Annotated in this window: 18 protein-coding genes and 3 pseudogenes; 16 read left to right on the plus strand and 5 right to left on the minus strand. The window is 72.8% G+C overall.

Annotation, left to right across the window (positions count from 1 at the left end; genetic code table 11):
* Window positions 1–52: 52 nt before the first annotated feature.
* Window positions 53–1,204 (minus strand): multiple monosaccharide ABC transporter substrate-binding protein, encoded by a 1,152-nt coding sequence (chvE, locus tag CFK39_RS07165; RefSeq protein WP_089064893.1) that lies wholly within the window; start codon window positions 1,202–1,204, stop codon window positions 53–55.
* Between the two features lie 360 nt (window positions 1,205–1,564).
* Between chvE and CFK39_RS07170 the strand changes: the two genes are divergently transcribed.
* The 5 genes and pseudogenes from CFK39_RS07170 (at window position 1,565) to CFK39_RS17570 (ending at window position 8,407) form a co-directional block, all read left to right on the plus strand.
* Window positions 1,565–2,587: a LacI family DNA-binding transcriptional regulator gene (locus CFK39_RS07170; RefSeq protein WP_089064894.1), complete on the plus strand. Its 1,023-nt coding sequence runs from the start codon at window positions 1,565–1,567 to the stop codon at window positions 2,585–2,587.
* A gap of 154 nt (window positions 2,588–2,741) precedes the next feature.
* Window positions 2,742–4,382: a xylulokinase gene (locus tag CFK39_RS07175; RefSeq protein ID WP_089064895.1), complete on the plus strand. Its 1,641-nt coding sequence runs from the start codon at window positions 2,742–2,744 to the stop codon at window positions 4,380–4,382.
* Between the two features lie 122 nt (window positions 4,383–4,504).
* Window positions 4,505–5,223 (plus strand): annotated as a pseudogene (locus CFK39_RS07180) (L-ribulose-5-phosphate 4-epimerase).
* 105 nt (window positions 5,224–5,328) lie between these two features.
* Window positions 5,329–6,837, plus strand: coding sequence for an L-arabinose isomerase (araA, locus tag CFK39_RS07185; RefSeq protein ID WP_089064896.1), 1,509 nt, complete (start codon window positions 5,329–5,331; stop codon window positions 6,835–6,837).
* A gap of 178 nt (window positions 6,838–7,015) precedes the next feature.
* Window positions 7,016–8,407 (plus strand): FAD-binding protein, encoded by a 1,392-nt coding sequence (locus CFK39_RS17570; RefSeq protein WP_476727192.1) that lies wholly within the window; start codon window positions 7,016–7,018, stop codon window positions 8,405–8,407.
* Here the strand turns inward: CFK39_RS17570 and CFK39_RS07195 are convergent.
* The gene (locus tag CFK39_RS07195) at window positions 8,400–9,245 is read right to left on the minus strand and encodes a DUF1206 domain-containing protein (protein ID WP_089064897.1); all 846 of its coding nucleotides are present in this window, start codon (window positions 9,243–9,245) and stop codon (window positions 8,400–8,402) included. The genes CFK39_RS17570 and CFK39_RS07195 overlap by 8 nt on opposite strands.
* 230 nt (window positions 9,246–9,475) lie before the next feature.
* Here CFK39_RS07195 and mvk point away from each other — a divergent pair, with 230 nt between their 5' ends.
* Genes mvk through CFK39_RS07225 form a run of 6 tightly spaced genes read left to right on the plus strand, consistent with a single transcriptional unit; the run spans window position 9,476 to window position 15,911 of the window.
* Window positions 9,476–10,441, plus strand: coding sequence for a mevalonate kinase (mvk, locus tag CFK39_RS07200; protein WP_218192274.1), 966 nt, complete (start codon window positions 9,476–9,478; stop codon window positions 10,439–10,441).
* The gene (gene mvaD, locus CFK39_RS07205; RefSeq protein WP_089066327.1) at window positions 10,438–11,409 is read left to right on the plus strand and encodes a diphosphomevalonate decarboxylase; all 972 of its coding nucleotides are present in this window, start codon (window positions 10,438–10,440) and stop codon (window positions 11,407–11,409) included. Before mvk ends, mvaD begins: the two co-directional genes overlap by 4 nt.
* Window positions 11,406–12,548 (plus strand): phosphomevalonate kinase, encoded by a 1,143-nt coding sequence (locus CFK39_RS07210; RefSeq protein WP_089064899.1) that lies wholly within the window; start codon window positions 11,406–11,408, stop codon window positions 12,546–12,548. Before mvaD ends, CFK39_RS07210 begins: the two co-directional genes overlap by 4 nt.
* The gene (gene fni / locus CFK39_RS07215; RefSeq protein WP_089064900.1) at window positions 12,545–13,678 is read left to right on the plus strand and encodes a type 2 isopentenyl-diphosphate Delta-isomerase; all 1,134 of its coding nucleotides are present in this window, start codon (window positions 12,545–12,547) and stop codon (window positions 13,676–13,678) included. Before CFK39_RS07210 ends, fni begins: the two co-directional genes overlap by 4 nt.
* Entirely contained in the window at window positions 13,675–14,736 is a 1,062-nt protein-coding gene (locus CFK39_RS07220) for a hydroxymethylglutaryl-CoA reductase (RefSeq protein WP_089064901.1), read from the plus strand. Before fni ends, CFK39_RS07220 begins: the two co-directional genes overlap by 4 nt.
* Window positions 14,733–15,911 (plus strand): hydroxymethylglutaryl-CoA synthase, encoded by a 1,179-nt coding sequence (locus CFK39_RS07225; RefSeq protein WP_089064902.1) that lies wholly within the window; start codon window positions 14,733–14,735, stop codon window positions 15,909–15,911. The genes CFK39_RS07220 and CFK39_RS07225 overlap by 4 nt, the downstream gene beginning before the upstream one ends.
* Before the next feature lie 85 nt (window positions 15,912–15,996).
* Here CFK39_RS07225 and CFK39_RS07230 read toward each other — a convergent pair whose 3' ends face one another.
* Complete coding sequence (locus CFK39_RS07230; protein WP_089064903.1) at window positions 15,997–16,662, minus strand: DUF1961 family protein; 666 nt, start codon at window positions 16,660–16,662, stop codon at window positions 15,997–15,999.
* 170 nt (window positions 16,663–16,832) lie between these two features.
* Here CFK39_RS07230 and CFK39_RS07235 point away from each other — a divergent pair, with 170 nt between their 5' ends.
* The 5 genes and pseudogenes from CFK39_RS07235 to CFK39_RS07255 all read left to right on the plus strand — a co-directional run bounded on the left by CFK39_RS07235 (window position 16,833) and on the right by CFK39_RS07255 (window position 22,622).
* Complete coding sequence (locus tag CFK39_RS07235) at window positions 16,833–17,831, plus strand: Sir2 family NAD-dependent protein deacetylase (protein ID WP_089064904.1); 999 nt, start codon at window positions 16,833–16,835, stop codon at window positions 17,829–17,831.
* Between the two features lie 119 nt (window positions 17,832–17,950).
* Window positions 17,951–18,717: pseudogene (locus CFK39_RS07240) on the plus strand (LamB/YcsF family protein).
* Window positions 18,714–20,510: a 5-oxoprolinase subunit B/C family protein gene (locus tag CFK39_RS07245; protein WP_089064905.1), complete on the plus strand. Its 1,797-nt coding sequence runs from the start codon at window positions 18,714–18,716 to the stop codon at window positions 20,508–20,510. The pseudogene CFK39_RS07240 and the gene CFK39_RS07245 overlap by 4 nt, the downstream one beginning before the upstream one ends.
* A 12-nt stretch (window positions 20,511–20,522) precedes the next feature.
* Window positions 20,523–21,014: an NUDIX domain-containing protein gene (locus CFK39_RS07250; RefSeq protein WP_089064906.1), complete on the plus strand. Its 492-nt coding sequence runs from the start codon at window positions 20,523–20,525 to the stop codon at window positions 21,012–21,014.
* 186 nt (window positions 21,015–21,200) lie between these two features.
* Window positions 21,201–22,622: an MFS transporter gene (locus CFK39_RS07255; RefSeq protein ID WP_218192275.1), complete on the plus strand. Its 1,422-nt coding sequence runs from the start codon at window positions 21,201–21,203 to the stop codon at window positions 22,620–22,622.
* A gap of 62 nt (window positions 22,623–22,684) precedes the next feature.
* Here CFK39_RS07255 and CFK39_RS07260 read toward each other — a convergent pair whose 3' ends face one another.
* Window positions 22,685–23,155 (minus strand): ribose-5-phosphate isomerase, encoded by a 471-nt coding sequence (locus CFK39_RS07260; protein WP_089064908.1) that lies wholly within the window; start codon window positions 23,153–23,155, stop codon window positions 22,685–22,687.
* Between the two features lie 87 nt (window positions 23,156–23,242).
* Window positions 23,243–24,978 (minus strand): annotated as a pseudogene (locus CFK39_RS07265) (dihydroxyacetone kinase family protein).
* Window positions 24,979–25,016 lie beyond the last annotated feature (38 nt).

A 25,016-nucleotide genomic window follows, 5' to 3' on the forward strand; every position in this document is an offset into this window, starting at 1 on the left:
GCGCGACGAGCGCGCGCCGGGACCCCACCGGGATTCTGCGGGGACGGCCTGCTCAGAGCTGGCCGGACTCGACCTGCTCCGGGGTGTAGTAGCCCGAGTCGACCAGGATCTCCTCGTAGTTGTCCTGCAGCACCATCTGGACCTCGAGCAGGTACGAGGGCACGACGGTCACGCCGTTGTCGTAGGTCTCGGTGTCGTTGGCCTCGGGCTCCTCGCCGTTCAGGATCGACTCCGCGGCGACGATCGCCTGGTCAGCGAGGTTGCGGGTGTCCTTGAAGATGGTCGAGGACTGGACGCCGTCGGCGATCAGCTTGATCGAGGCGATCTCGGCGTCCTGCCCGGTGACGATCGGCAGGCCCTCCTCGATGGTCGGCCCCATGCCCCGGTTCTGCAGGGCGTTGATGATGCCGCGCGAGAGCGGATCGGCCGGGGCCAGCACGCCGGCGAGCTCCTCGCCGCTGTTGTAGTGCGTGGTCAGCAGGGTCTCCATGCGCTTCTGCGCCGTCTCCTGCTCCCAGCGCTGGGTGGCGGCCTGGTCGATGTCCATCTGGCCGGAGGGCACCTCGAGCGTGCCGTCGTCGAAGTAGGGCTGGAGGGTGTCGATCGCGCCCTGCCAGAACAGGTGGGCGTTGTTGTCGTCGAGCGAGCCGGCGAACAGCTCCACGTTCAGCGGACCCTCGGGGGCATCCTCCGCCGGCTCGAAGCTCTCGTCGAGCAGACCCAGGCCGAACATCAGGGCATTGGCCTGGTTCACACCCACCTTGTAATTGTCGAAGGTGACGTAGAAGTCGACGTTCGCGTTGTCCGTGAGCAGGCGGTCGTAGGCGATGACGGGGATGCCCGCCGCTTCGGCGGCATCGAGCTGGGAGGAGAGCGAGGCACCGTCGATCGAGGCGATGAGCAGGGCGCTCACGCCCGAGTTGATCATCTGGTCGATCTGCTGCTGCTGGGTGGGGATGTCGTCACCGGCGTACTGCATGTCGACAGTGAAGCCCTTGTCCTCCAGGCCCTGCTTGATGTTGTTGCCGTCGGCGACCCAGCGCTCGTAGGTCTGGGTCGGCATCGCGACACCGACCGTCTGCTCGCTGGGAGCGGCGTCCGTGTCCGGGCCGCCGGATCCGGCGCCCTCGCCGCCGCAGGCGGCCAGTCCGAGCGCGGCCGCGGCGGCCGTCGCTCCCAGCATGAAGGTTCTCCGGTTGTGCATGGGCTTCTCCTCGTCGAAATCGCCGTCTGCTGCGTGCAGCAGTGGTGTCCTCCCGAGCTCCGGGCGGCACCGCCGGCTGCTTCGCCGTGGACGGTGCCGACGGGGCGTCGGCCGAACTGCGGGACCCGGGCGGGTCCGTCAGGGTGGTCCGCACGCCAGCGGTGGCGCGGCACCGCCGGGGACGGCGGGGACTGCTCGAATGGTAACGTTCACATTGGCGCAGATGTCAATAATGTTCCACCCTGGGCGGGTCACAACTCGGCAACGGGGCCGTCCCCCACCAGGATCTGCGCCCCACCCTGCAGCTTTCACGAGCACCGCCCGACCGGCTGCGGCCCGCCCCGACAGGAGACGACAGGCATGAACCCCTCCCTGCGCCGCCCCTCGATGGGCGATGTCGCCTCTCGCGCCGGCGTCTCCTACCAGACCGTCTCCCGGGTGCTCAACGAGCCGGAGATCGTCCGCCCCAGCACCCGCGATCGCGTGCTCGAGGCGATCTCGGAGCTCGGCTACACCCGCAATCGGGCGGCGCGCGCGCTGAAGACCGCCCGCTCCTCGCTGATCGGCGTGCTCACCGACAACCTCTCGCTGTTCGGCCCGGCCGAGACCACCACCGCCGTCGAGACCGCCGCCCGGGAGGCCGGCTACTCGGTGGTGCTGACCTCGATGACCTCGGATCCGCACGGCGCCCGCCAGGTGGGGGCGGAGCTGCTGGGATCCGGGGTCGAGGGGATCCTGGTGATCGCCGCGCACGAGGGGATGACTCCCGCGGTCTCCGCGGTGGCGGGCACCGCTCCGGTGGTCGTGGTCTCCGCGCAGCCGGCCCGCGAGGCCGGGGTCGAGGTGGTCGGCATCGATCAGGCCCACGGGGCACGGGCCGTGGTCGAGCACCTGCAGCGCACCGGCGCCGGTTCGATCGCCCATCTCGCCGGGCCGACGGACTGGTTCGACGCCCGGGCCCGGCGCGGCGGCTTCACTGCGGCGCTCGAGGAGTTCGGCCTCGACGGGGAGGTCGTGGGCCCCGGCGAATGGACCCCGCGCGCCGGCTATGAGCTCACGACGGGCCTGATCGCCTCCGGCCTGCCCGATGCGCTCTTCGCCGCGAACGACATGATCGCCATCGGGGCCCTGCATGCCCTGCACCAGCACGGGCTGCGGGTCCCCGAGGACGTCGCCGTGGTGGGCTTCGACAACACCCTGGGGGCCGAGTTCCTGATCCCCTCGCTGACCACGGTGGCGCAGCCCTTCGCCGAGGTGGGGCGGGAAGCGCTGCGCCACCTGGTGTCCCTGCTGGACGGGGCCTCCTCGTCGGTGGAGGCGCCGCGCGCACTGGAGCCGCGACTGGTGGTGCGCCGCTCCACCCGCCCCGAGCGCACGCACTGACGAGCGCCCCGCACACCTCCGGCTCGGAGCATGCGCAGCCGCGGGCCGCGCAGCCGGCTCAGCGTCCTGCGCCACCGCGAGCACGGCAGCAAGCGCCACCTCACACCCAAATGTGAACGTTGACATTCCTGGGGGCGGGTGATTCAGTGGTGTCATGACGCACGCCGCCGTGACCTCCGCAGGCCGCTCCGAGACGGCCTCCCTGCTCGCCGAGGGCCGCGCCCACCTGGGGCTCGAGCTCGGATCGACCCGCATCAAGGCCGCCCTGATCGATGATCTCGGCACGGTGCTCGCCACCGGTTCGCACGCCTGGGAGAACCAGCTGGTCGACGACAGCTGGACCTACTCCCTCGACGAGATCCGCACCGGCATCCAGGGCTGCTACGCCGCTCTGATGCGCGATGTGCGGGAGCGCCACGGGGTCGAGCTCACGCGACTGGCGAGCCTGGGGATCTCCGCGATGATGCACGGCTACCTCGCCTTCGACGCCGAGGGGACGCAGCTGACGCCCTTCCGCACCTGGCGCAACACCTACACCACCGAGGCCGCCGCTGAGCTCAGCGAGGCGCTGGGCGTGAACATCCCGCTGCGCTGGAGCGTCGCGCACCTGCTGCACGCCCTTCGCGGGGGCGAGGAGCATGTGCAGGACCTCGCCCACCTCACCACGCTCTCCGGCTATGTGCACCGCGAGCTCACCGGGCGCTCCGTGCTCGGGGTGGGCGATGCCAGCGGCATGTTCCCGATCTCCGCCTCCGGCGACGGCTACGACCCGGAGCTGCTGGAGCGCTTCGGGGCGCTCGAGGGGGTGGCCGCTCTGCCCTGGTCGCTCGTCGACGTACTGCCCGAGGTGCTGGTCGCCGGGCAGGATGCCGGCACTCTCACGACCGAGGGGGCAGCCCTGCTGGACCCCTCCGGAGCACTGCAGCCAGGGGCGATCACCGCCGCCCCGGAGGGCGACGCGGGCACCGGCATGGTCGCCACCCAGGCCATCGCGCCCCGCACCGGCAACGTCTCCGCCGGCACCAGCGCCTTCGCGATGGTGGTGCTCGAGGCGCCGCTGTCCGGCCCGCGCGAGGAGATCGACATGGTCACCACGCCCTCGGGCGATCCGGTGGCGATGATCCACACCAACAACTGCGCCGGGGACCTCGACGCCTGGCTGGGTCTGTTCGGCCGCTTCGCCGAGCTGCTGGGCAGCCCGCTGGAGCCCGAGGAGCTGTACAGCCTGCTGTTCGGCGCGGGGGCCGAGGGCGAGGCGGATGCCGGCGGCGTGCTGAGCTTCAACTACCTCTCCGGCGAGCACCAGACCGCTGTGCCCTCGGGCCGCCCGCTGCTGGTGCGGGAGCAGGAGTCCCGCTTCACGCTGGAGAACTTCATGCGTGCCCAGCTCTACGGTGCCTTCGGGGCGCTCGCCGTGGGGATGGAGACGCTGCGACAGGACGAGGACGTGCAGCTGGACGTCATGTATGCCCATGGCGGGATCTTCCGCACCGCGGGCGTCGCCCAGCAGGTGCTGGCCGATGCGCTCGCCACCCCGGTCGCCGTCGGGGACTCCGCCGGCGAGGGCGGGGCCTGGGGCATGGCCCTGCTGGCGGCGTTCACCGCGCACGTCCACCGTCCCACCGGCGACCCCGCCACCTCGCTGCACACCTTCCTGGCCGAGCAGATCTTCACCGCCCAGCAGCTCTCGACCCGCCGACCCGACGAGGCCGGGACGGCGGGCCACGCCCGATGGCTGGCCGGCTACCGCGCTGCGCTGCCCGTCGAGCGCCTGGCCGGCGAGCTGCTCGACTGAACCCTGCGCCCCGGGGCCCCGCCCAGCTGAACCCCGCACCGCTGAACGCCGCACTGCTGAACCCCGCCCAGCGCGTCTCGACCGCCGGCCGCGCCCGACCCGTTCCGATCCAGGAGGTCCTCATGACCCTCGTCCTGTCCGAGCTGCCCCCCTCCACCCAAGAGGCGGTCGCCGCGACCCGCCAGCGCGTCGCCGCCCTGCACGCCGAGCTGCCCCGCAACGGGCTCGTGGTGTGGACCGCCGGCAACGTCTCCGAGCGGGTGCCCGCCACGGCGCCCGAGGTGCCGGGCCTGCTGGTCATCAAGCCCTCCGGCGTCTCCTACGACGAGCTCTCCGCGGAGACCATGGTGGTGTGCACCCTGGACGGCGCGAAGATCAACGACGGTACCGCCGATGAACTGACCCCCTCCTCGGACACCGCCGCCCACGCCTACGTCTACGCGCACCTGGAGGAGGTGGGGGCGTGGTCCACACCCACTCGACCTACGCCACCGCCTGGGCCGCACGCGGGGAGGAGATCCCCTGCGTGCTGACGATGATGGGCGATGAGTTCGGGGGCCCGGTCCCTGTCGGCCCGTTCGCGATCATCGGCGACGACTCGATCGGCCGCGGCATCGTGGAGACCCTGACCGGGCATCGCAGCCCCGCCGTGCTGATGCAGAACCACGGCCCCTTCACGATCGGCAAGGACGGCCGCGCCGCGGTGAAGGCCGCGGTGATGGTCGAGGAGGTCGCCCGCACCGTGCACCTCTCCCGCCAGCTCGGGGAGCCGCTGCCCATCGAGCAGCACCTGGTCGATGCGCTCTACGACCGCTACCAGAACGTGTACGGCCAGCGCTGACGCGGGCCCGCCACCACCGATCCACCGGCCCGCCGGCCCCCGACCCACCAGCCCTGTCGACCCCGCAGACGCGTCGGCCCCACCCCCGAAGGACGAGAACACCCCATGCAGAACCCCTTCGAAGCCCGCGAGATCTGGTTCCTGACCGGCAGCCAGGGCCTGTACGGCCCCGAGACGCTCGACCAGGTCGCCGCGCAGTCCCGCATGATCGCCGAGACCCTCGACGGCGCCGACGGCATCCCGGTGAAGATCATCTGGAAGCCGGTGCTCACCGACCGCGACGCGATCCGTGAGACGGCCCTGGCCGCGAATTCCGATCCCGCCTGCGTGGGCGTCATCGCGTGGATGCACACCTTCTCCCCGGCGAAGATGTGGATCCAGGGCCTGGATGCGCTGCGCACCCCATTGCTGCACCTGCACACGCAGGCGAACATCGAGCTGCCCTGGGCGAGCATCGACATGGACTTCATGAACCTGAACCAGGCCGCGCACGGCGACCGCGAGTTCGGGTACATCGCCACCCGCCTGGGCGTGAACCGCAAGACCGTCGTGGGCCATGCGAGCGATGCCGGAGTGCAGGCGAAGATCGGCCGCTGGGCCCGCGCCGCGACCGGCTGGGCGGAGATGCATTCCCTGAAGCTGGCCCGCTTCGGCGACAACATGCGGGGCGTCGCCGTCACCGAGGGCGACAAGACCGAGGCCGAGCTGCGCCTCGGCGTCTCCGTGAACACCTGGGGCGTCAACGACCTGGTCGCCGTGGTCGATGCCGTCGAGGACAGCGCCATCGACGCCCTGGTCGCCGAGTACGAGGAGCTGTACGAGGTCGTCCCCGAGCTGAGGAAGGGCGGCGAGCGCCACCAGTCGCTCCGCTACGGAGCCCGCCAGGAGCTCGGCCTGCGCACCTTCCTCGAGGAGGGCGGATTCGGTGCCTTCACCACGAACTTCGAGGACCTCGGCGGGCTGCGCCAGCTGCCCGGCCTCGCCGTGCAGCGTCTGATGGCCGACGGCTACGGCTTCGGCGCCGAGGGCGACTGGAAGACCGCGATCCTGGTGCGGGTCGCCGCGGTGATGGGCCACGGCCTGCCCGGCGGCGCCTCCCTGATGGAGGACTACACCTACGAGCTCACCCCCGGCCACGAACAGATCCTCGGCGCCCACATGCTCGAGGTCTCCCCCTCGCTGACCACCGCGAAGCCCTCTCTGGAGATCCACCCGCTGGGCATCGGTGACCGCGAGGACCCGGTGCGGCTGAAGTTCACGGCCGACGCCGGCCCCGCCGTGGTGGTGGCCCTGAGCGACATGCGTGAGCGCTTCCGCCTGGTCGCCAACGTGGTCGAGGTGGTCGAGCCCGCGCAGGAGCTGCCGAAGCTGCCGGTGGCCTGCGCCGTGTGGGAGCCCGCCCCGGACTTCGCGACCTCCGCCGAGTGCTGGCTGACCGCCGGCGCGGCCCATCACACGGTGATGACCACCGCCGTGGGCCTGGAGGTCTGGGAGGACCTGGCGACCATCGGCGATCTCGAGCTCGCGGTCATCGACCAGGACACCACGGTGCGCTCCTTCACCCAGGACCTGCGCACCAACCAGGTCTTCCACCGCCTCGCCCAGGGTTTCTGAGCCCAGGCGCCCTGAGCTCCTGAGCTCCCCGACACCCTGAGCTCCTGAGCTCCTGAGCTCACTCGACAGGAAATGTCCCGGGGCGACTCATCCGGCGCCCCGCATCGGTCGCCCCGGGACATTCCTCGTCCGCCGCCTCCCCCGCCACGCGCCCTGACCGCCTTGAGGAGCTGGAGCCATGAAGCCCACCGAGACCTCCCCCGACCATTCCCTCGAGGCCCCCGGCCGCAGCTGGTCGGGGACCGTGGACTACGGGCCCGGCCCGCTGCACGCCCCGACCTCCGTCGAGGAGCTGCGGGCGCTGGTGGGGCGCAGCGCCCGGCTCCGGGCGCTCGGCACCCGGCACTCCTTCTCGGAGGTCGCGGCGAGCGACGCGGACCTGGTGACCCTCGCGCAGCTGCCCGCGGACCTCGAGATCGACACCGCCTCCCGCACGGTGCGGGTCGCCGCGGGGATCCGCTACGGCGAGCTGGCCCTGGCCGCGCATGCCCGCGGCCTCGCACTGTCGAACATGGGCTCGCTGCCGCACATCTCGGTGGCCGGGGCCAGCGCCACCGGCACCCATGGCTCCGGTGATCGCCGGCGCTCGCTGTCCTCCGCGGTGCGAGCGATCGAGCTGGTCACCGCCGACGGGGACCAGCTCACGCTCTCCCGCGAGGGGGACCCGGAGATCTTCGACGGCGCGGTGCTGGCCCTGGGCACCCTCGGGGTGGTCACCCATCTGACGCTCGACCTGGTCCCCGCCGCGCCGATGCGGCAGAGCGTCCACCTGGACTTCCCGGCCGAGCGCATGGGCGAGACGGATCTGCTGACGATGCTCGCCGGCGGCTCCAGCGTGAGCCTGTTCCACCACTGGGACGGACGCATCGCCCAGGCCTGGGTGAAGCAAGTGGTGGGCGTCGACGAGGAGCTGCCCGAGGTCTGGCTGGGCGGGCACCGGGCGGAGGGTCCGGTGCATCCCCTGCCCGGGATGCCGCCGGATTTCTGCACCGACCAGAGCGGCGATCCCGGTCCTGCGCATGAGCGTCTGCCGCACTTCCGGCTCGAGTTCACCCCGAGCAGCGGCGAGGAGATCCAGTCGGAGTACTTCGTGGCCCGCGAGGACATCGCACTGGCTCTCGCCGCGGTGATGCCGCTCGGGGAGAGGATCCGCCCGCTGCTGCATGCCTCGGAGGTGCGCACCGTCGCGGCCGACGAGCTGTGGCTCTCCCCGCGCACCGGCGCGACAGCGCCTGCGTGCACTTCACCTGGAAGCAACTGCCCGAGCAGGTCGCGACGCTGCTGCCCGAGATCGAGGAGCGGCTGGCCCCCTTCGCGCCCCGCCCGCACTGGGGCAAGGTCTTCGCCACCGCGCCCGAGCAGGTGCGTGCCCAGTACCCCCGGCTCGACGACTTCCTCGCCCTGCGCGAGCGGCTCGATCCGGAGCGTGTCTTCACCAACGCCTACGTCGACCGACTGCTGGGGTCCTGAAGGTCCGGTGCGGCCGATTCAGCTGCCGCAGGCCACGAGCGCCGCGGCACCGGGCCGGGGAGCACGGGAGCGACGGTGTCGCGCCGCGCCGCTCACATGACCGGCGCGTAGCGCGAACGCAGCACCGCGAAGAGGCCGTAGAGGATGAGGCCGGCACCGACCACGGCGAGCGCGACCCCGCCCGCGGGCAGCGCCGCCATCGCCTGCAGGGCGCCGTCGAGCCCGGTCGCCTTCTCCGGATCCGCCCCGAGAGCGGCCCAGCCGAACATCATGCCCACCCCCACGAGCGCGATGCCCTTGGCGATAAAGCCCAGCACCCCGGTGACGACGATCGCGCGCGCGATCTGCTGCCCCTCGGGCACGCGCAGGCGATCCTCGAAGCCACGGCCGGCTCCCGTGTACACGTGGAAGCAGCCGATGCCGAAGACCACCGCAGCCACCACCAGCACCGCGATCCGGCCGGCCACGCTGTCCATCAGCCCTGCGGTGAGCTGGGAGGTCTGCTCGCCGGAGTCGGTGCCGGAACCGGCGGCGAAGCGCAGGGCGGTCACCGCGAGCACCCCGTAGACCACGGCCTTGCCGAGGGTCGCGATGACATAGCGGATCCGCTTCATGGCGCCTCGCTTCCAGCGGGCTCCGAACCAGGCCTCGGCCAGGTGCCAGATCGCCAGTGCCGCCATCGCGACCCCGCCGATCCACAGCACGATGTTCCCGCCCGGCGCGGAGGCGACCGCCTGCAGGGCACCGGACTGGTCGGCCTCCTGCGAAGAGCCGCCGAACGCCATGCGCAGCGTGATCACCCCGATCAGCACGTGCACCAGACCGCTCATCACGAAGCCGGCACGAGCGACGGCCTGGAAGGCCGGATGCTCGGCGACGTCCTCGGCCGCGTCCTCGACGTTCTCCGCGCCGTCACGAGCGCTCTGCAGGGTTCCCATGGCTGAATGGTAGAGCGCCGCCGGAGCGTGGGGACCAGACCGGGGCCATCAGGCGCTCCCCGCGGTCTCCGGCACGGTCACTCCCATGCACGTTTCGTGAGGGTCCCGTGAGAATCGCCCAGGAGACATCGCGTCGCGCACATTCATGCTCCATGCTGGCCATGGCGTTGAGAGCATGGACGCCGACGTTCTGCACGTGACGCACTCCCGAGACAGGTTCACGAGGGCTCTTGACCACACATACCCCCGCCTCGATGCACGTCCCTGCCGTTCTCGGCACGGGGCGCGCTCACGCGAAGGCGATCCTGCTGGGGGAGCATGCGGTGGTCTACGGCGCGCCCGCCGTCGCGGTGCCGGTCAGCAGCCTCACGACGACGGCGACGCTGCGCCCGGCGATCAGCTCGCTGATCTCCTGCGCCCTCTACGAGGGACCCTCCTCGGCCGCGCCCTCCCGTCTCGCCCCCGTGCATGCGGCCTGGCGCGCCGCCGCGGCCCACGTCGGCCTCGGCACCGAGGGTCTCGAGCTCGCCGTCGAGTCCGCGCTGCCCATCGCACGAGGGATGGGATCCAGTGCCGCGATCGCCGCCGCGATCGTGCGCGCGGTGGCCGACGCCGCGGGCGCCGTGCTCGATGTGTCCGCGGAGCACGAGCTCATCCAGGAGGCCGAGCGGGCCGCCCACGTCACCCCCAGCGGGATCGACGCCCGCACGGTGGTGGCCGAGACGCCGATCCGCTTCGAGAGGGGCACCCTGCAGCCCCTGCCCGTCGCGACACCTTTCGCGCTCGTGATCGCGGACACCGGCCGGCCCGGTGCGACCGCCGCGGCCATCGCCTCGGTGCGCTCGCTGCGCGAGCGGGAGCCCGCCGCGACCGACTCCGCGATCGCGCGTCTGGGGGACCTGGCCGACGGATGCGTCACGGATCTGGCCACCGGGGACCACGCGGAGCTGGGCCTCCGACTGCGCGCGGCCCATGAACTGCTCGTCGGGCTCGGCGTGAGCAGCCCTGAACTGGATACCCTGGTGCAGGCGGCACATGCCGCCGGCTCCCCCGGTGCCAAGCTCACCGGCGGCGGTCAGGGCGGGTGCATCATCGCCCTCGCCCCGTCCGTCGCCGAGGCCGGGCCGCTCGCGCGCGAGCTCGAGGAGGCCGGAGCGGCGCAGGTATGGACGACGATCATCGGAGGGACGGCATGAGGACAGCGACTGCGCGCGCGCATCCCAACATCGCGCTCGTGAAGTACTGGGGCAAGCGCGACGAGGAGCTCATCCTGCCCGCCGCCGGCAGCCTCTCGCTCACCCTCGACGGCTTCGCGACCACCACGACGGTCTCGCTCGATCCGTCGGCCGCCGGGGACCTCTTCAGCCTGAACGGCGCCGAGGCCTCCCCCGCGCAGTCCGAGCGCGTCACGCGTTTCCTGGATCTGGTCCGTTCGCGCGCCGGCTCCTCCTCCCCCGCCGTCGTCCGCTCCCGCAACGAGGCACCCACCGGCGCGGGGCTGGCCTCCTCCGCCTCGGGCTTCGCCGCCCTCGCGGTCGCCGCCGCCACCGCCTACGGGCTCGACCTCGACCGCGCGGAGCTCAGCCGCCTCGCGCGCCGCGGCTCCGGCTCGGCGACCCGCTCCCTGGTGGACGGGCTGTCGATCTGGCACGCCGGGGATGACGACGCCTCCTCCTTCGCCGAGCCGATCGACGGCCCGGCGATGCACATGATCATCGTGACGATCGATGCTGCGGAGAAGGCCGTCTCCAGCCGCGAGGCGATGCGCCGCACCGCGGCCACATCCCCCTACTACGCGGGCTGGGTCGACTCCACTGCGCACAGCCTGCGCGAGATGACCGCGGCCTGCCGCGCCGGCGACTTCACCCGCGTCGGCGAGATCACCGAGCTCAACGCCCTGCGCATGCATGCCGCGATCGAGGCCTGCGAGCCGCCGATCCGCTACCTGCGCGCCGGCTCCGTCGCCGTGTTCGATGCGGTCGAGCAGCTGCGCGCCGACGGCATCGAGGCCTTCGCGACCGCCGATGCCGGACCCAACGTCGTGGTGATCTCCCGGCCCGCGGATTCCGCGGCCGTCGCGGAGCGGCTCGGCGGCCTCGGCGCCGTGCGCGTCGTCGGCGCCGGGCCCGGGGCCCGACTGATCCCCGAGGAGGACTGCGCATGATCGTCACCCGCGCGCCGGGCAAGCTCTTCATCGCCGGGGAGTACGCCGTCGTCGAGCCCGGGGAGCCGGCCGTGCTCATCGCCGTCGACCGCTTCCTCACCGTCCGTCTCACCCCCAGCGACGATGCGGGTCGGGTGCACTCGCGCGAGTACGGGCTGGCCCCGGTGGTCTGGACCCGCGCGGAGGGTTCGACGAACCCGGTGAGCATCGTGCTCGAGCGCCATCCCTACGACTATGTGGTCAGCGCGATGACGCTGATGGAGCGCCTGCGCGATGAGCGGGGCCTGCCCGGCCACTACTTCGACCTGCACATCGAGTCCGACCTCGACGACTCCTCGGGCCGCAAGTTCGGCCTGGGCTCCTCGGCCGCGGTGACCGTCGCCGTGGTCTCCGCCCTCGACCGGTTCTACGACATGGGGCTGACGCAGAGCGAGCGGTTCCGCCTCGCCCTGCTGTCCACGATCATGGTCGCCCCCGACGCCTCCGGCGGGGACGTGGCCGCCTCCACCTTCGGCGGCTGGATCCGCTACACCGCGCCCGACCGGGTCACGCTGCGCGACAGCCTCGAGCGCCACGGCGTGACGAGGGCCCTGACCTCCCCCGGCTGGTCCCCGCACCGAGTGGACCGCCTGCCCGATCCCTCCTCGCTCGAGCTGCTGGTGGGCTGGACCGGCTCCCCCGCCTCCACCGAGCGTCTGGTGGGCGGGGTCCGGCCTTCCAAAGGGCGCTCCGCCAGCCCCTACGAGAGCTTCATCGAGGAGAGCCGGGAGTGCGTCGACGCCCTGGTCGAGAGCCTGCGGGCCGACGACGGGCCCCGCGCCCTCGAGGTGATCTCCCGCGCCCGCCGGCTGCTGCAGCACCTCGGCGAGACCCGCGGGATCCGCATCGAGACGGACGAGCTGCGCCTGCTGTGCGACCTCGCCGAGCAGCACAGCACCGCCGGCAAGCCCTCCGGGGCCGGCGGCGGCGACTGCGGCATCGTGCTGGCTCCCGCCGACGCCCCGCTGGGGGCGCTGCTGTCGGCCTGGGAGAGCCACGGCATCCGCCGGCTGGACATGTCGGTGCAGGATCCCGAGGACGCGACCGCGGAGCTCGACGAGGCCGCCGGTCTCCGAGCAGGCGAGGAGGTGCGGCGATGAGCGAGCCGATGAGCCCCAGCGGGCAGCGCAAGGATGATCATCTGCGCCTCGCCCAGGAGCAGCAGACGGCCCCGCCCGTCCGCAACGACTTCGACGAGGTGCAGCTCGTCCATCACGCGCTCGCGGGCCTCGACGCCGATCGGGTGCACCTGGACGTGGAGGTCCTCGGACACGCCTGGAGCGCCCCGCTCTATATCAACGGCATGACCGGTGGCACCGAGCGGACCGCCCGCGTGAACCGGGCGCTGGCGATCGCGGCCCGCGAGACCGGCATCGCGATGGCGTCGGGCTCCGTGAGCATCGCCCTGGACGATCCCTCGGCAGCACCCGGCTTCCGGGTGATCCGCGAGGAGAACCCCGACGGCTTCGTGATGGCCAATCTCGGCATCGGCCGCAGCGGCGACGAGGCACGGCGCGCCGTGGAGCTGCTCGGGGCCGACGCCCTGCAGATCCACCTCAACTCCGTCCAGGAGACGGTGATGCCCGAGGGCACCCGCGACTTCTCCCGCTGGCCGCACGCGCTCGAGGAGGTGGTCGCCGCGTCCCCGGTCCCGGTGCTGGTCAAGGAAGTCGGCTTCGGCCTCAGCCGCCGCACCCTGAGCCGCCTGCACGACATGGGCGTGCAGATCGCCGACGTCAGCGGCGTCGGCGGCACCGATTTCGCGCGGATCGAGAACGCGCGCCGTCCCGGCGAGGACTACTCCTTCCTGGCCGGGCACGGCCAGTCCGCCGTGTGCAGCCTGCTGGACGCCCCCGACCCCGCACCGCTGCTGCTGGCCAGCGGCGGGGTCCGCACCCCGCTGGACGTGGTGAAGTCCCTGGCCCTCGGCGCGCGGGCCGCGGGCGTGGCCGGTGTCTTCCTCCGGGCCGCCTACGACGGCGATCCCGAACATGCCACCACCGTGATCCGGGGGTGGCTGTCCCAGCTCACCGAGCTGCTGGCCCTGTTCGGCGCCGACTCGCCCGCCGCGCTGAGCCGCACCGACCTGCTGCTGCGGGGCCGGGTGCGCGAGTTCTGCGAACTCAGCGGGCTCGATCCCACCTCCTTCGCCCGCCGCGGTGACCTCAGTCCCGCCCCCGACCCCCTCCCCACCACGGCGACCCCGCCGCGATCCAGGACCACCACATGAGCGCACGCCCCGCCCCGCACTCCACGCCGGTGCCCACCCAGTGGGTGGGCCCGATCCGCCTGTCCGGCAACGCCGCCACCGGCGAGGTCGAGGTGCCGCTGGCCACCTACGAGAGTCCGCTGTGGCCCTCCGTCGGCCGCGGCGCCAAGGTCTCCCGCCTGGTCGAGGGCGGCATCACCGCCACCCTCCTCGACGCCCGGATGGCGCGCTCGAGCCTGTTCGTCGCCGCGGATGCCGCCGGCGCGCACGCCGCCGACCAGGTCCTGCACGCACGGCTGCACGACCTGCAGGCGACCGTGGAGGCGACCAGTCGCTTCGCCCGGCTGATCGACCTGCACTCCGAGATCGTCGGGAATCTGCTGTTCGTGCGCTTCGCCCTGACCACCGGCGACGCCTCGGGCCACAACATGGTCACCAAGGCGGCCGAGGCGCTGATGGAGACCGTGCTGTCCTGGGACCTGGGGCTCGAGTACGGCTCGATCTCGGGCAACTGCTGCACCGACAAGAAGCCCAGCGCCGTCAACGGCGATCTGGGCCGGGGCCGCCGCGTCGTCGCCGACATCCTCATCCCCCACGAGGTGCTCGAGACGACCCTGCGCACGAGCGCGAAGCGCATGGTCGACCTGGTGGTGCGCAAGAACCTGGTGGGCGGGACCGTCGCCGGCTCGCTGCGCTCCGCCAACGCCCACTACGCGAACATGCTGCTGGGGATCTACCTGGCCACCGGCCAGGATGCGGCGAACATCGTCGAGGGCTCCCAGGGCATCACCTTCGCCGAGGAGCGCGCGGAGGGGCTGTACTTCTCCTGCTCGCTGCCCCATCTGATCGTGGGCACCGTGGGCAACGGGAAGGACCTCCCCGAGGTGGAGGAGGCGCTGGAGCGCCTGGGCTGCCGCGAGGAGCGCGCCGAGGGCGGGAATGCGAACCGGCTCGCGGCGATCACCGCCGCGACCGTCCTGTGCGGGGAGCTGTCACTGCTCGCGGCGCAGACCAATCCCGGAGAGCTGATGGCGGCGCACGTCGCCCTGGAACGACGAGCCGCAAGGGGTGACGCATGACGTCGATCGGCATCCATGACCTCGCACTGGCGACGACGCACCACGTCGTCGACCTCGCCGAACTCGCCGAGGACGCCGGCGTCGACCCGGCGAAGTACCACATCGGGCTCGGCCAGGACCGCATGAGCGTCCCGACGGCCGACGAGGACATCGTCACCATGGGGGCCGAGGCCGCGCTGCCGCTGCTGCAGCGCCACGGCACCGACGGGATCCGCACGCTCCTGTTCGCCACCGAGTCCGGGGTGGACCAGTCGAAGTCGGCCGGACTGTTCGTGCACGAACTGCTGGGACTGCCCCGCACCATGCGGGTGGTCGAGTTCAAGCAGGCCTGCTACGGAGCCACCGCCGCACTGCAGTCCGCCCTCGGCTTCGTGGCCCGCAATCCGCAGGAGCGGGTGCTGGTGATCTCCAGCGACGTGGCCCGCTACGAGCTGGGATCAGCCGGGGAGCCCACCCAGGGCGCCGGTGCAGTGGCGATGCTGGTCGCCGCTGATCCCGCCCTGCTCGAGATCGAGCCGGTCTCCGGCGTGGCCGCCCGCGACGTCGACGACTTCTGGCGCCCCAACGACTCCACCACCGCGGTCGTGGACGGTCGCCTGTCGCTGACCGCCTACCTCGGCGCGCTGACCACGGCGTGGGACGACTTCACCGCGGCCGGCGGGGTCGGGATCGAGCAGATCGACCGCTTCTGCTTCCACCAGCCCTTCACGAAGATGGCCCGCAAGGCGCTCACGGGGCTCGCCCAGCACACCGGGGCCACCCTCACCGACGAGCTGCAGGAGGCGACCTTCGCCTACAACCGCGAGCTCGGCAACACCTACACCGCCTCGCTCTACGCGGGTCTCGCCTCGCTCCTGGACCACGACGACGACCTGGCCGGCAGGCGCATCGGCCTGTTCAGCTACGGCTCCGGGGCGGTCGGCGAGTTCTTCACCGGCCTCGTCCGGCCCGGGTATCAGCAGCTGCGTCGGCGCGAGAGCACCGAGGCCCAGATCGCCGGGCGCGTCCGCCTGGGACTGCCCGCCTACCGTGAGCTGCACGGTGCCGAGCACCCCAGCGACACCGACTGGGAGGCTCCTTCGGTGACCGAGGGTGCCTTCCGCTTCGCCGGCATCCGCGACCGGGCCCGACGCTACGAGGCCACCCCCGTCGGCACCGCGCAGCCACCGGTCTGAGGGGAGCGGAGGGGCTGTCGGTCGGTCGTCGGTTCCTTCCGGACGTGAGTCAGCCCGCTGGACAGCGCCTGTGCGGCTCGTCCGCTCAGAGCGCCTCGACCCTCAGGTCCGAGTACTCGGCGATCAGCGGCGCCATCTGTCGCAGACCGATCGCTCCGCCGCGATGCGCAGGACCACCCACGGTGCCGTCATCGCACCAGGTGACGCAGGGGATGCCGTCGATCGTGAGGTCGACGGTGCTGCCCTGCCAGGTGAGGGAGAGGCGGTAGTCGCGGTCCGCGTCGAGCACGGCGGGCAGCGGGTCCGCGCCCTGGGCGACGAGATGGGCGCCGTGGCTCTTGCGCACATTGCAGGTGTGCAGGCTGCGCTCGGCCGGCCACCGGCGGTGGAAGTAGGAGAGGTGGTAGGCGTCGATCGCCCCGGAGTGGTACTGCTCGTACTGCCCGGTGCGGGCCGGCAGCTCGGGGGCGTGGAGTGAGCCACCGCCGCGGGCCTGGGCGGCCCAGAAGATCATGGCCAGGCCCGGTTCGCGCAGCGGGCGGAAGCTCCAGCTGACGCGCACGTCCCCGTCGTGCTCCACCGGCAGCCAGGCCACGAAGTTCGCGGCCTGTCCCGAGGCCGGGTCCGCCGCGCTCTCCAGCCGCAGGCGACCGGCGGGGAAGCTCGCCACCAGCGGGCCCTCGATGATCCAGTCGGCGAGGTCCTCGGGGCGGACAGCGGGGAGCTGTACAGCGTCGTCATCCCAGTGCACGTCCTTCGTCCTCGAATCGGTGTCGTCCCCGGATCGGGGCGACGCGGAGACGGCTCGCGCGGTCCGCCGCGGGTCTCCTCATCCCCGCAGAGGATACCCACCGGTCTCCCCCTCGTCGGCACCGACCGCGCCGACGGCACCGGCGGCGCCGCACCGCCTACCCTCGAAGGGTGAGCTCCCACCCCTCCTCCCCCTCCGGGACCGGTCGCGCCGGCCCCGCGGCGGATGTCGGCCGCTGGTTCTCCACCGCCACCTCCCGCCCGCTGGACGGGCCCGGCCCCACCCGCGGCGGTCCCCGACTGCCGGCCTGGGGGCCGATGGAGGGCGCGCACTACGGCCGCCGCAGCTCCCCGCAGGAGATCCGCGCCGCCCTCGACCTGCTGCGGGATCGGCCGGTCGCGGTGCTCACCGGAGCCGGGATGTCCACCGGCTCCGGGCTGCCGGACTATCGCGGCCGTGATGCGGTGCCCCGCTCCCCCATGACCTTTCAGGAGTTCATCGGCCACGACCTCGCCCGGCGCCGCTACTGGGCGCGCTCGACGGCGGGCTGGGAGCAGTTCCGCAGCGCCCGGCCCGGACACGCCCACCGCCTGCTCGCGGCCCTCTCCCCCGACCCCTTCCCGATCACGGCGGTGATCACGCAGAACGTGGACGGGCTGCATGCCGCCGCAGGCTCGGATCCGGTGATCGACCTGCACGGCCGGCTGGATCGGGTGCGCTGCCAGCAGTGCGGGGCAACATCGGCCCGGGCAGCGCTGCACCAGCGGATGCTGATGATGAACCCCGAGCTCGCAGAGCGCCTGCCTGACCTCGCCGCCGATGCCGCCCGGGCGCCCGACGGGGACGCCGAGGTCGATCGCACCAGCTCGTTCCGCTATCCGCCCTGTGCGCTGTGCGGCGGGATCCTCAAGCCCGATGTGGTGTTCTTCGGGGAATCCGCCCGACGAGAGGTCGTGGCCGCAGCCTTCGCGGCGCTCGAGGCGGCCGAGGCGCTGCTGGTGCTCGGCTCGAGCCTGACCGTGCAGTCCGGGCTGCGGTTCGTGCGGGCTGCCGGGCGGCAGGGCAAGCCCGTGGTGATCCTCAACGACGGCCCCACCCGCGCCGATCCGGACGCCGCTGTGCGCCTGCACGGCCGGCTCGAGGAGGTGCTGGAGGACTGGGCGCGGTGAACCCGCGCAGGCGGTGAGCGCTGCGCGGCGCCCGCCGACCGGTCGGAAGCGGCCCGGCCGGACGCGGCAGGGTCGACAATGGAACTCCACGACGACCGTGCGAAGGAGCCGATCCAGAGATGACCGCCCCGCTGCCGCTGCTCGATCTCAACGCCGACCTCGGGGAGGGGTACGGCGACTGGTCGATGGGTGATGACGCCGCGATGCTCGAGGTGGTGACCACCGCGAACATCGCCTGCGGCGGGCACGCCGGTGATGCCGGGACGATGCGCACCGCCACCCGTGCCGCAGCTGCTCACGGCGTGGGGATCACCGCGCACGTGGCCTATCCGGATCCGGGCGGGTTCGGTCGGCGCTTCCTCGACATCGCCCCCGGCGACCTCACGGACCAGGTGATCGTGCAGGTCGGAGCGCTGCAGGCGATGGCCCGGGCCGAAGGCGGCCGGGTGCGGGGGTGAAGCCGCATGGCGCGCTGTACAACGCACTGGCCCATCACGAGACGCAGGCCGCAGCGGTGGTGCGGGCTCTGCGCGAGCTCGGCGATCTGTCCTTGGTCGCCGCGCCCGGCGCCGTGATCGTGCGGGCTGCGCACGAGGCCGGGATCGAGGTGGTGCTCGAGGGCTTCGCCGATCGTGCCTACCTCCCCGACGGCACCCTCGCCCCCCGCAGCAGCCCCGGCGCCGTGCTCACGGATCCGGCGGTCGTGGCGGCACAGGCGCTGTCGATCGCGACCGCGCACGGAGTGCGCACGGCCGACGGCGGCTGGGTGGACCTCCCCGTCCGCTCCCTCTGCCTGCACGGGGACACGCCCGGCGCGGTGCAGCTCGCCCGCACCGTGCGCGCCCGGCTGGAGGCGGCCGGCGTGAGCCTCGGGGCCCCGCTGTGAGCCGAGACCCCGCCCCACGCCCCCTCCGGCTCGACCGCACCGGCCGGGTCGACCCGCCGCTGGCGGTGCATCGGGCCGGGGAGGCCGCGCTGCTGGCCGAGTACCCCGACACCCGTGATGTGCTCGTGGCGGCGGCTGCGGTGAGCGAGCTGGCCCCGCCGCATCTGCTCGACCTGGTCCCGGCCGAGCGCACGCTGCTGCTGGTCGGTGCCGCGGCCCGGGACCTGTCGGCGCTCGCCGCCCTGCTGCACGACCTCCCCCCGGCCACCTCGCAGGATGGCGCAGCTGCCGAGGTCACGGTGGGCGTCATCTACGACGGCGAGGATCTCGCCGAGGTCGCGGAGCTGCTCGGCATGAGCCCCGCGGCGCTGATCGCCGCACACAGCGCGACCACCTGGACCGCAGCCTTCGGCGGCTTCGCCCCCGGGTTCTCCTACCTGCTGCCGGATACCCCCGCCGAACCGGCTCGGCCCGCCGACACCGCCCAGCCCATCGACACCGCTCAGCCCGCCGGCCCGCCCTGGGAGGTGCCGCGCCGGGTCGAGCCGCGCACTGCGGTGCCGGCCGGTGCCGTCGGCCTCGCCGCACGCTACTGCGGGATCTACCCGCGCCCCTCCCCCGGCGGCTGGCAGCTGATCGGGCGCAGCGACGCCGCGCTGTTCGACCCGGAGCGGGAGCCGCCCGCGCTGCTGACCCCGGGCACCCGGGTGCATTTCGCGCCGCAGCGGGCGACGGCCCGCACCTCCCTGCCCGCCTCCACGTTCGCCCAGGTCGCCCGTGAGGCGGTCGCCGTCCCCGGGCGCCTGGGCAGACGACGCTCGGCAGCGATGCCGTCCGATCCCGCGCTCCCGGTCCTGGAGGTCCTCCTGCCCGGGCCGCGGAGCCTGCTCGAGGACACCGGTCGCCCCGGGCGCGCGGCGAGCGGGGTGAGCAGCAGCGGCGCCTTCGACCGCGGGGCGATGCTGCGGGCGAACCTCGCCGTCGGGAATCCCGCCTCGGCCGCCGTGCTCGAGATCATGGCCGGTCCGCTGCAGCTGCGGGCCAGAGCCGCCGTCGTGGTCGCCCTCTCCGGCGCGCGGGCGATCGTGGGACTGCATCGAGCGGACGCGGACAGCGCCGACCTCGAGCTCGACCCGGAGCAGAGCCACGAGCAGCCGCTCGCACTCGATGCCGGGGATCGGCTCGAACTGGGTGCGGTGACGGAGGGGCTGCGCCTGGTCCTCGCCGTCCGCGGCGGGCTGCGCGGGGTGGGCACGACGGGTGCCGTGCTCGGTTCCCTGTCCCACGACACGCTCTCCACGCTCGGACCGGCACCGCTCGCGGCCGGGGACCTGCTGACCGTCGGCCCCCAGCAGGGGTTGGACGCCGTCCCCACCCCGGCGCCGGCCCCGGACCCGGCGGCCGCGCGAGGCTCCGCGGTCATCGCGGTCGACGACGCCGCACCGTCCCTCGAGATCCCGGTGCATGCCGGGCCGCGGGACGCCCTGCTCGGCGCACCCGCCCTCGACCAGCTGCTGAGCACCACCTGGACCGTGCGCCCGGACTCGGACCGGGTCGGGGTGCGGCTGGACGGGGATCCGCTCACCCCGCCGGCGGACTCCGGGTCCCGAGCTAGCGAGCCGATGATGCCCGGCGCGATCCAGGTGCCTCCCTCCGGGCTGCCCGTGGTGTTCGGCCCGGACCATCCCACCACCGGCGGCTACCCGGTGATCGCGGTGGCGACCCGGGTCGGCCTGGATCAGCTGTCCCAGGCCCGCGCCGGGACGACGCTGCGATTCCTGCTCGCGAAGTGACACGATGGCGTCATGCCGCGCCTGCTGCCCGACCCCGCCTACTTCGCCACCCTGCCCAAGGTCATCACCTCCGGAGCCGTGATCCTGCGGGACGAGCACGACCACCTGGTGATCGAGAAGCCGAACTACCGCGACCACTGGCTGCTGCCCGGCGGCGGTGTCGACGCGGGCGAGGACGCCCGGCAGTGCGCCCGACGGGAGGTCCGCGAGGAGCTCGGCCTGGATCTCGAGGTGGGACGGCTGCTGACCGTCGACTGGCTGCCCTCGAACGCGCTGCGCAGCGCCCCGATGGGGGTGCACTTCCTCTTCGACGCCGGCGTGATCCCGCGGGCACAGCTCGAGGCCACGGTGGTGCCCGAGGAAGCCGAGCTCGACGACTGGGCGCTGATCCCCGAGTCCGAGGCGCATCTGCTCTCCCCCTGGGGCGCCGACCGGGTCCAGCGCGCCCTGGCCGTGCTGCGCGGCGAGTCCGAGGTGGACCTGGCGACACCGCCGCGGCTCTGAGCGCCTTCGCGGGCCTCCCCCACGAAACGAGATGCATCCGAGACCTTCCGCTTTTTCTCACACTGACCAGGAGTGGAGCGGCGCAGCACATCCCGGGCCACGGGAAGATGTGATCCGGGCCTCGGGTTGCGAGGCCGGAATGGGCCATGATGTGCCCCATCCCGATCCCCGTCGACGGAGATGAGAATGAGCTCTTCGACCACCTCTCCCCAGGCCCCGAGCGCGACCCGAGGCCCACTGACCAGGTCGCAGCGCCTGGACCGGCTGCCCTTCACCCGCAAGCACGGCAAGCTGCTGGGCGCCTCCGGCATCGGCTGGGCGCTGGACGCGATGGATGTCGGCCTGATCTCCTTCGTGATCGCCGCGCTCAGCATCCACTGGGAGCTGAGCAAGTCCGACGGCTCGCTGATCGCCTCGGCCGGGTTCGCCGGCATGGCGATCGGTGCCAGCGTGGGCGGCCTGCTCGCCGACCGCCTCGGCCGTCGCTCCGTCTTCGCCATGACGCTGCTGATCTACGGGCTGGCCACCGGCGCCTCCGCGCTCGCGATGGGGGTGGGGGTCCTGATCGTGCTGCGCTTCGTGGTGGGACTCGGCCTCGGCGCCGAGCTGCCGGTCGCCTCCACCCTGATGAGCGAGTTCGCCCCGGCCCGGATCCGCGGCCGGGTGATCGTCTGGCTCGAGGCCTTCTGGGCGCTGGGCTGGATACTCGCCGCCGTGATCGGCACCTTCGTGGCCGCCTCCGGGCCGACGGGCTGGCGCTGGGCGCTCGCCGTCGGCCTCGTGCCCGCGATCTATTCACTCGTGATCCGGCTGGGGACGCCCGAATCGGTGCGCTTCCTGGAGAAGCAGGGACGCACCGGGGAGGCGGAGCGCGTGGTGCGCAGCTTCGAGGCCTCCGCCGGGATCGATGCCCCTGCCGGCGCAACACCCACGACCGACCTCGCCGCCGACGCCCCTACCGCCTCCCCGGTCCCCGCCGACCTGGCCGCCGCGATCCCTGCTGCGGACCCGATCGAGACCACCGGCGGGATCTGGTCGAAGCCGCTGCGCGCCCGCACCGCCGGGCTGTGGGCGGTGTGGTTCTGCATCAACCTGTCCTACTACGGCGCCTTCATCTGGATCCCGACACTGCTGGTGGATCGCGGTTTCGACCTCACTCGCTCCTTCACCTTCACCCTCATCATCACCCTCGCCCAGATCCCCGGCTACGCGGTGGCGGCCTGGCTGATCGAGGTGTTCGGGCGACGCTGGACGCTGACCGTCTTCCTCACGGGCTCAGCCGTGGCCGCCTCCTTCTACGGCCTCGCAGATGCGGAATGGACGATCCTCGCGGCCGGCTGCGCGCTGAGCTTCTTCAACCTCGGTGCCTGGGGCGCGCTCTACGCGATCGGGCCCGAGCTCTATCCCACCCGGGTTCGCGGCACCGGCACCGGTGCGGCCGCCGCCTTCGGTCGCATCGCCTCGATGCTCGCCCCGTTCCTGGTGCCGGTGTTCCTGGTCGCCGGCGGGCAGGTGTTCGTCTTCGCCGCCTTCTCGGTGTTCTTCCTGCTGGCCGCGGCCGCCGCCTTCACCCTGCCCGAGCAGCGCGGCAAGGCGCTCGCGGAGTAGCCCCGGCGGGCCGGCGCCCGCCCGGCCCGGCCCAGGGCCGGGCCAGGGCCAGCCTCGCGGCCTCAGCCCTGTTCGCGGGCACCCTCGTAGGCGCAGATCGCCTCGACCTTCGCGGCGGAGGAGGAGGCCGGGTCGAACTCGAGGTCCAGCCACACTTTGACCAGTTCCTGGGCGAGTTCGAGCCCGATCACCCGCTCACCCATGCAGAGGACCTGCGCGTTGTTCGAGAGCACGGAGCGCTGGACGGAGTACAGGTCGTGGGCGGTCACGGCACGGATGCCGGGGACCTTGTTCGCCGCGATCGCGACACCCAGGCCGGTGCCGCAGATCAGCAGGGCCCGATCCGCCTCGCCGGCGGCGACCTGCTCTGCCGCCGCGACCGCGACGTCCGGGTAGTAGGTGCCGTCCCCGCGCCCGGTCACCCCGACATCGAGAACCGACTCGACGCGGGGATCGCTCTCCAGCAGCTCCTTCAGCGCGCTCTTGTGGCCGACGCCGGCGTTGTCAGATCCGGTGATGATCTTCCAGCCCATGATGATGCTCCTTCGTGTCGATGATGGTGGCGGTGACCGTGCGGGCGACCGTCTCGGTGATGGGTGCCGGGCCCGGTGGTCACGGGCTCAGCCGGCCAGCTGCCGGCCCAGCAGGGTGACGATCCGCGAGAACGAGATCGCACCCGGGTCGGGGGTGCCGACGGATTTCTCGCCGTGGTTGCGGGCGCGGCCCATGCTCGCGGAGAAGTCGGCGGTGGCCTCGGCGGCCTCGACCGCCCGGGCGGCGGCCGTCACGATCGACCGGGAGGCCGACTCCGCCGGAGCATCCGCGCTTCCGCCGCGACCGGTCTGCGCAAGGCTGAGCGCCTCTCGGAAGGGCACCGCAGCATCGACCATGGTCTTGTCGCCGGGGGTCGCGCCGCCGAGGCGCTCGATGGCTTCGACCGCCTGCACCAGTGCGGTGACCAGCTGCTCCCCGGTCACCGCGGTGGTGTCCGTCAGGGCGCTGCCGAGGCTGGTCAGCGCCGCGCCCCAGAGGGCACCGGAGGTGCCGCCGGCCTCGGCGGACCAGGCCGCGCCGGCCTGCACGAGCACGGTGCGCGCGCCGCCGCCGCCCTGGGCGGTCCGCTCGGCCGCCGCACGGGCGGCACGGATGCCCAGCACCATGCCCTGGCCGTGGTCGCCGTCTCCGGCGACCTGGTCCATCCGGCCCAGCTCCGGCTCGAGCTCGACCAGCAGCTCCTCGACCTGCCCGAGGAGGTCGACGATGCGGGCGGCGGAGGCCCGGGACTCCTCGACCGCGGCGGGGATCGGGTCCTCGCCGGGGGCGTAGATCTCACCGCGCTCCGGCCCGGGCTCGCCGGGCACGTTGCCGCCGCGGCGGAAGGCGGGGGCGTCGGCCGGGGCCAACCAATGCCGCTCCAGCTCCTCGTCCAGGTGCATCACCGTCAGGGACAGACCCGCCATGTCGAGGCTGGTGACATGCTCGCCGACCTCCGGCCGGACGATTGTCAGGCCCGCCTCGGCCAGGAGCGCCGAGACGTGCTTCCACACCACGAACATCTCCTCGTGCTTCACGGTGCCCAGGCCGTTGAGCACGACTGCGACACGCTCGGAGTGCAGCTCCGGGGTCTCGGCGAGGACGCCGTCGACCAGGATCTTCGCGAGCTCTCGCGCGCTCGGCATCGGCTGCTCCTCGATGCCCGGCTCCCCGTGGATCCCCAGGCCGATCGCCATCGTCCCCTCGGGGACGTGGAAGAGGGCCTCCTCGGCGCCAGGCAGCGTGCAGCCGTCGAAGGCGACCCCGAGGGTGCGCGTGGCGTCGTTCGCCTTCCAGGCCACCCGCTCGGCCTCGTCGAGATCGGCGCCGGCCCGGATCGCGGCCCCGGCGATCTTGAACACGGGCAGGTCTCCGGCGATGCCGCGTCGGTCGCGGTGCTCGCCCGTCCGCCCGGAGGCGATGTCATCGCTGACAGCGACGATGCGAACGTCGATGCCCTCCGCCCGCAGCTTCTCGGCGGCCGCACCGAAGTGCAGCACGTCCCCGGCGTAGTGGCCGAACCCGAGGATCACGCCGCCGCCGTTGTCGGCGTTGCGGGCGACCGAGTGCACCTGGTCGGCCGACGGGGAGGAGAAGATGTTCCCGCAGGGCGCGCCGTGGGCGAAGCCCGGGCCCACCCAGCCGGCGAAGGCCGGGTAGTGGCCGGAGCCGCCGCCGACGACCAGGGCCGGCTGCCCGGCGGGGGTCGCTCGGGCGCGCACCACCCCGCCGTGCACCCGCAGCAGCTCCTCGGGGTGAGCCGCCACGAGCCCTTCGACGGCATCGGCGGGAAGGTCTTCGGATCGTCGAACAGGTAGGTCACAGCGCTCACATCTCTCTGGAGGCGGGGAGGGTCGAGGC

The sequence above is a fragment of the Brachybacterium avium genome, from assembly GCF_002216795.1.
GTDB lineage: Bacteria > Actinomycetota > Actinomycetes > Actinomycetales > Dermabacteraceae > Brachybacterium > Brachybacterium avium.

Bases quoted from the DNA above. Each gene is read 5' to 3' on its own strand.
- CFK39_RS07195 (WP_089064897.1), bottom strand. From the start codon at position 9,245: ATGGGAACCCTGCAGAGCGCTCGTGACGGCGCGGAGAACGTCGAGGAC.
- CFK39_RS07220 (WP_089064901.1), top strand. From the start codon at position 13,675: ATGAGCGCACGCCCCGCCCCGCACTCCACGCCGGTGCCCACCCAGTGG.
- araA (WP_089064896.1), top strand. From the start codon at position 5,329: ATGCAGAACCCCTTCGAAGCCCGCGAGATCTGGTTCCTGACCGGCAGC.
- CFK39_RS07250 (WP_089064906.1), top strand. From the start codon at position 20,523: ATGCCGCGCCTGCTGCCCGACCCCGCCTACTTCGCCACCCTGCCCAAG.
- CFK39_RS07210 (WP_089064899.1), top strand. From the start codon at position 11,406: ATGATCGTCACCCGCGCGCCGGGCAAGCTCTTCATCGCCGGGGAGTAC.
- chvE (WP_089064893.1), bottom strand. From the start codon at position 1,204: ATGCACAACCGGAGAACCTTCATGCTGGGAGCGACGGCCGCCGCGGCC.
- CFK39_RS07260 (WP_089064908.1), bottom strand. From the start codon at position 23,155: ATGGGCTGGAAGATCATCACCGGATCTGACAACGCCGGCGTCGGCCAC.
- fni (WP_089064900.1), top strand. From the start codon at position 12,545: ATGAGCGAGCCGATGAGCCCCAGCGGGCAGCGCAAGGATGATCATCTG.
- mvaD (WP_089066327.1), top strand. From the start codon at position 10,438: ATGAGGACAGCGACTGCGCGCGCGCATCCCAACATCGCGCTCGTGAAG.
- CFK39_RS07255 (WP_218192275.1), top strand. From the start codon at position 21,201: ATGAGCTCTTCGACCACCTCTCCCCAGGCCCCGAGCGCGACCCGAGGC.
- CFK39_RS17570 (WP_476727192.1), top strand. From the start codon at position 7,016: ATGAAGCCCACCGAGACCTCCCCCGACCATTCCCTCGAGGCCCCCGGC.
- CFK39_RS07170 (WP_089064894.1), top strand. From the start codon at position 1,565: ATGAACCCCTCCCTGCGCCGCCCCTCGATGGGCGATGTCGCCTCTCGC.
- CFK39_RS07175 (WP_089064895.1), top strand. From the start codon at position 2,742: ATGACGCACGCCGCCGTGACCTCCGCAGGCCGCTCCGAGACGGCCTCC.
- CFK39_RS07225 (WP_089064902.1), top strand. From the start codon at position 14,733: ATGACGTCGATCGGCATCCATGACCTCGCACTGGCGACGACGCACCAC.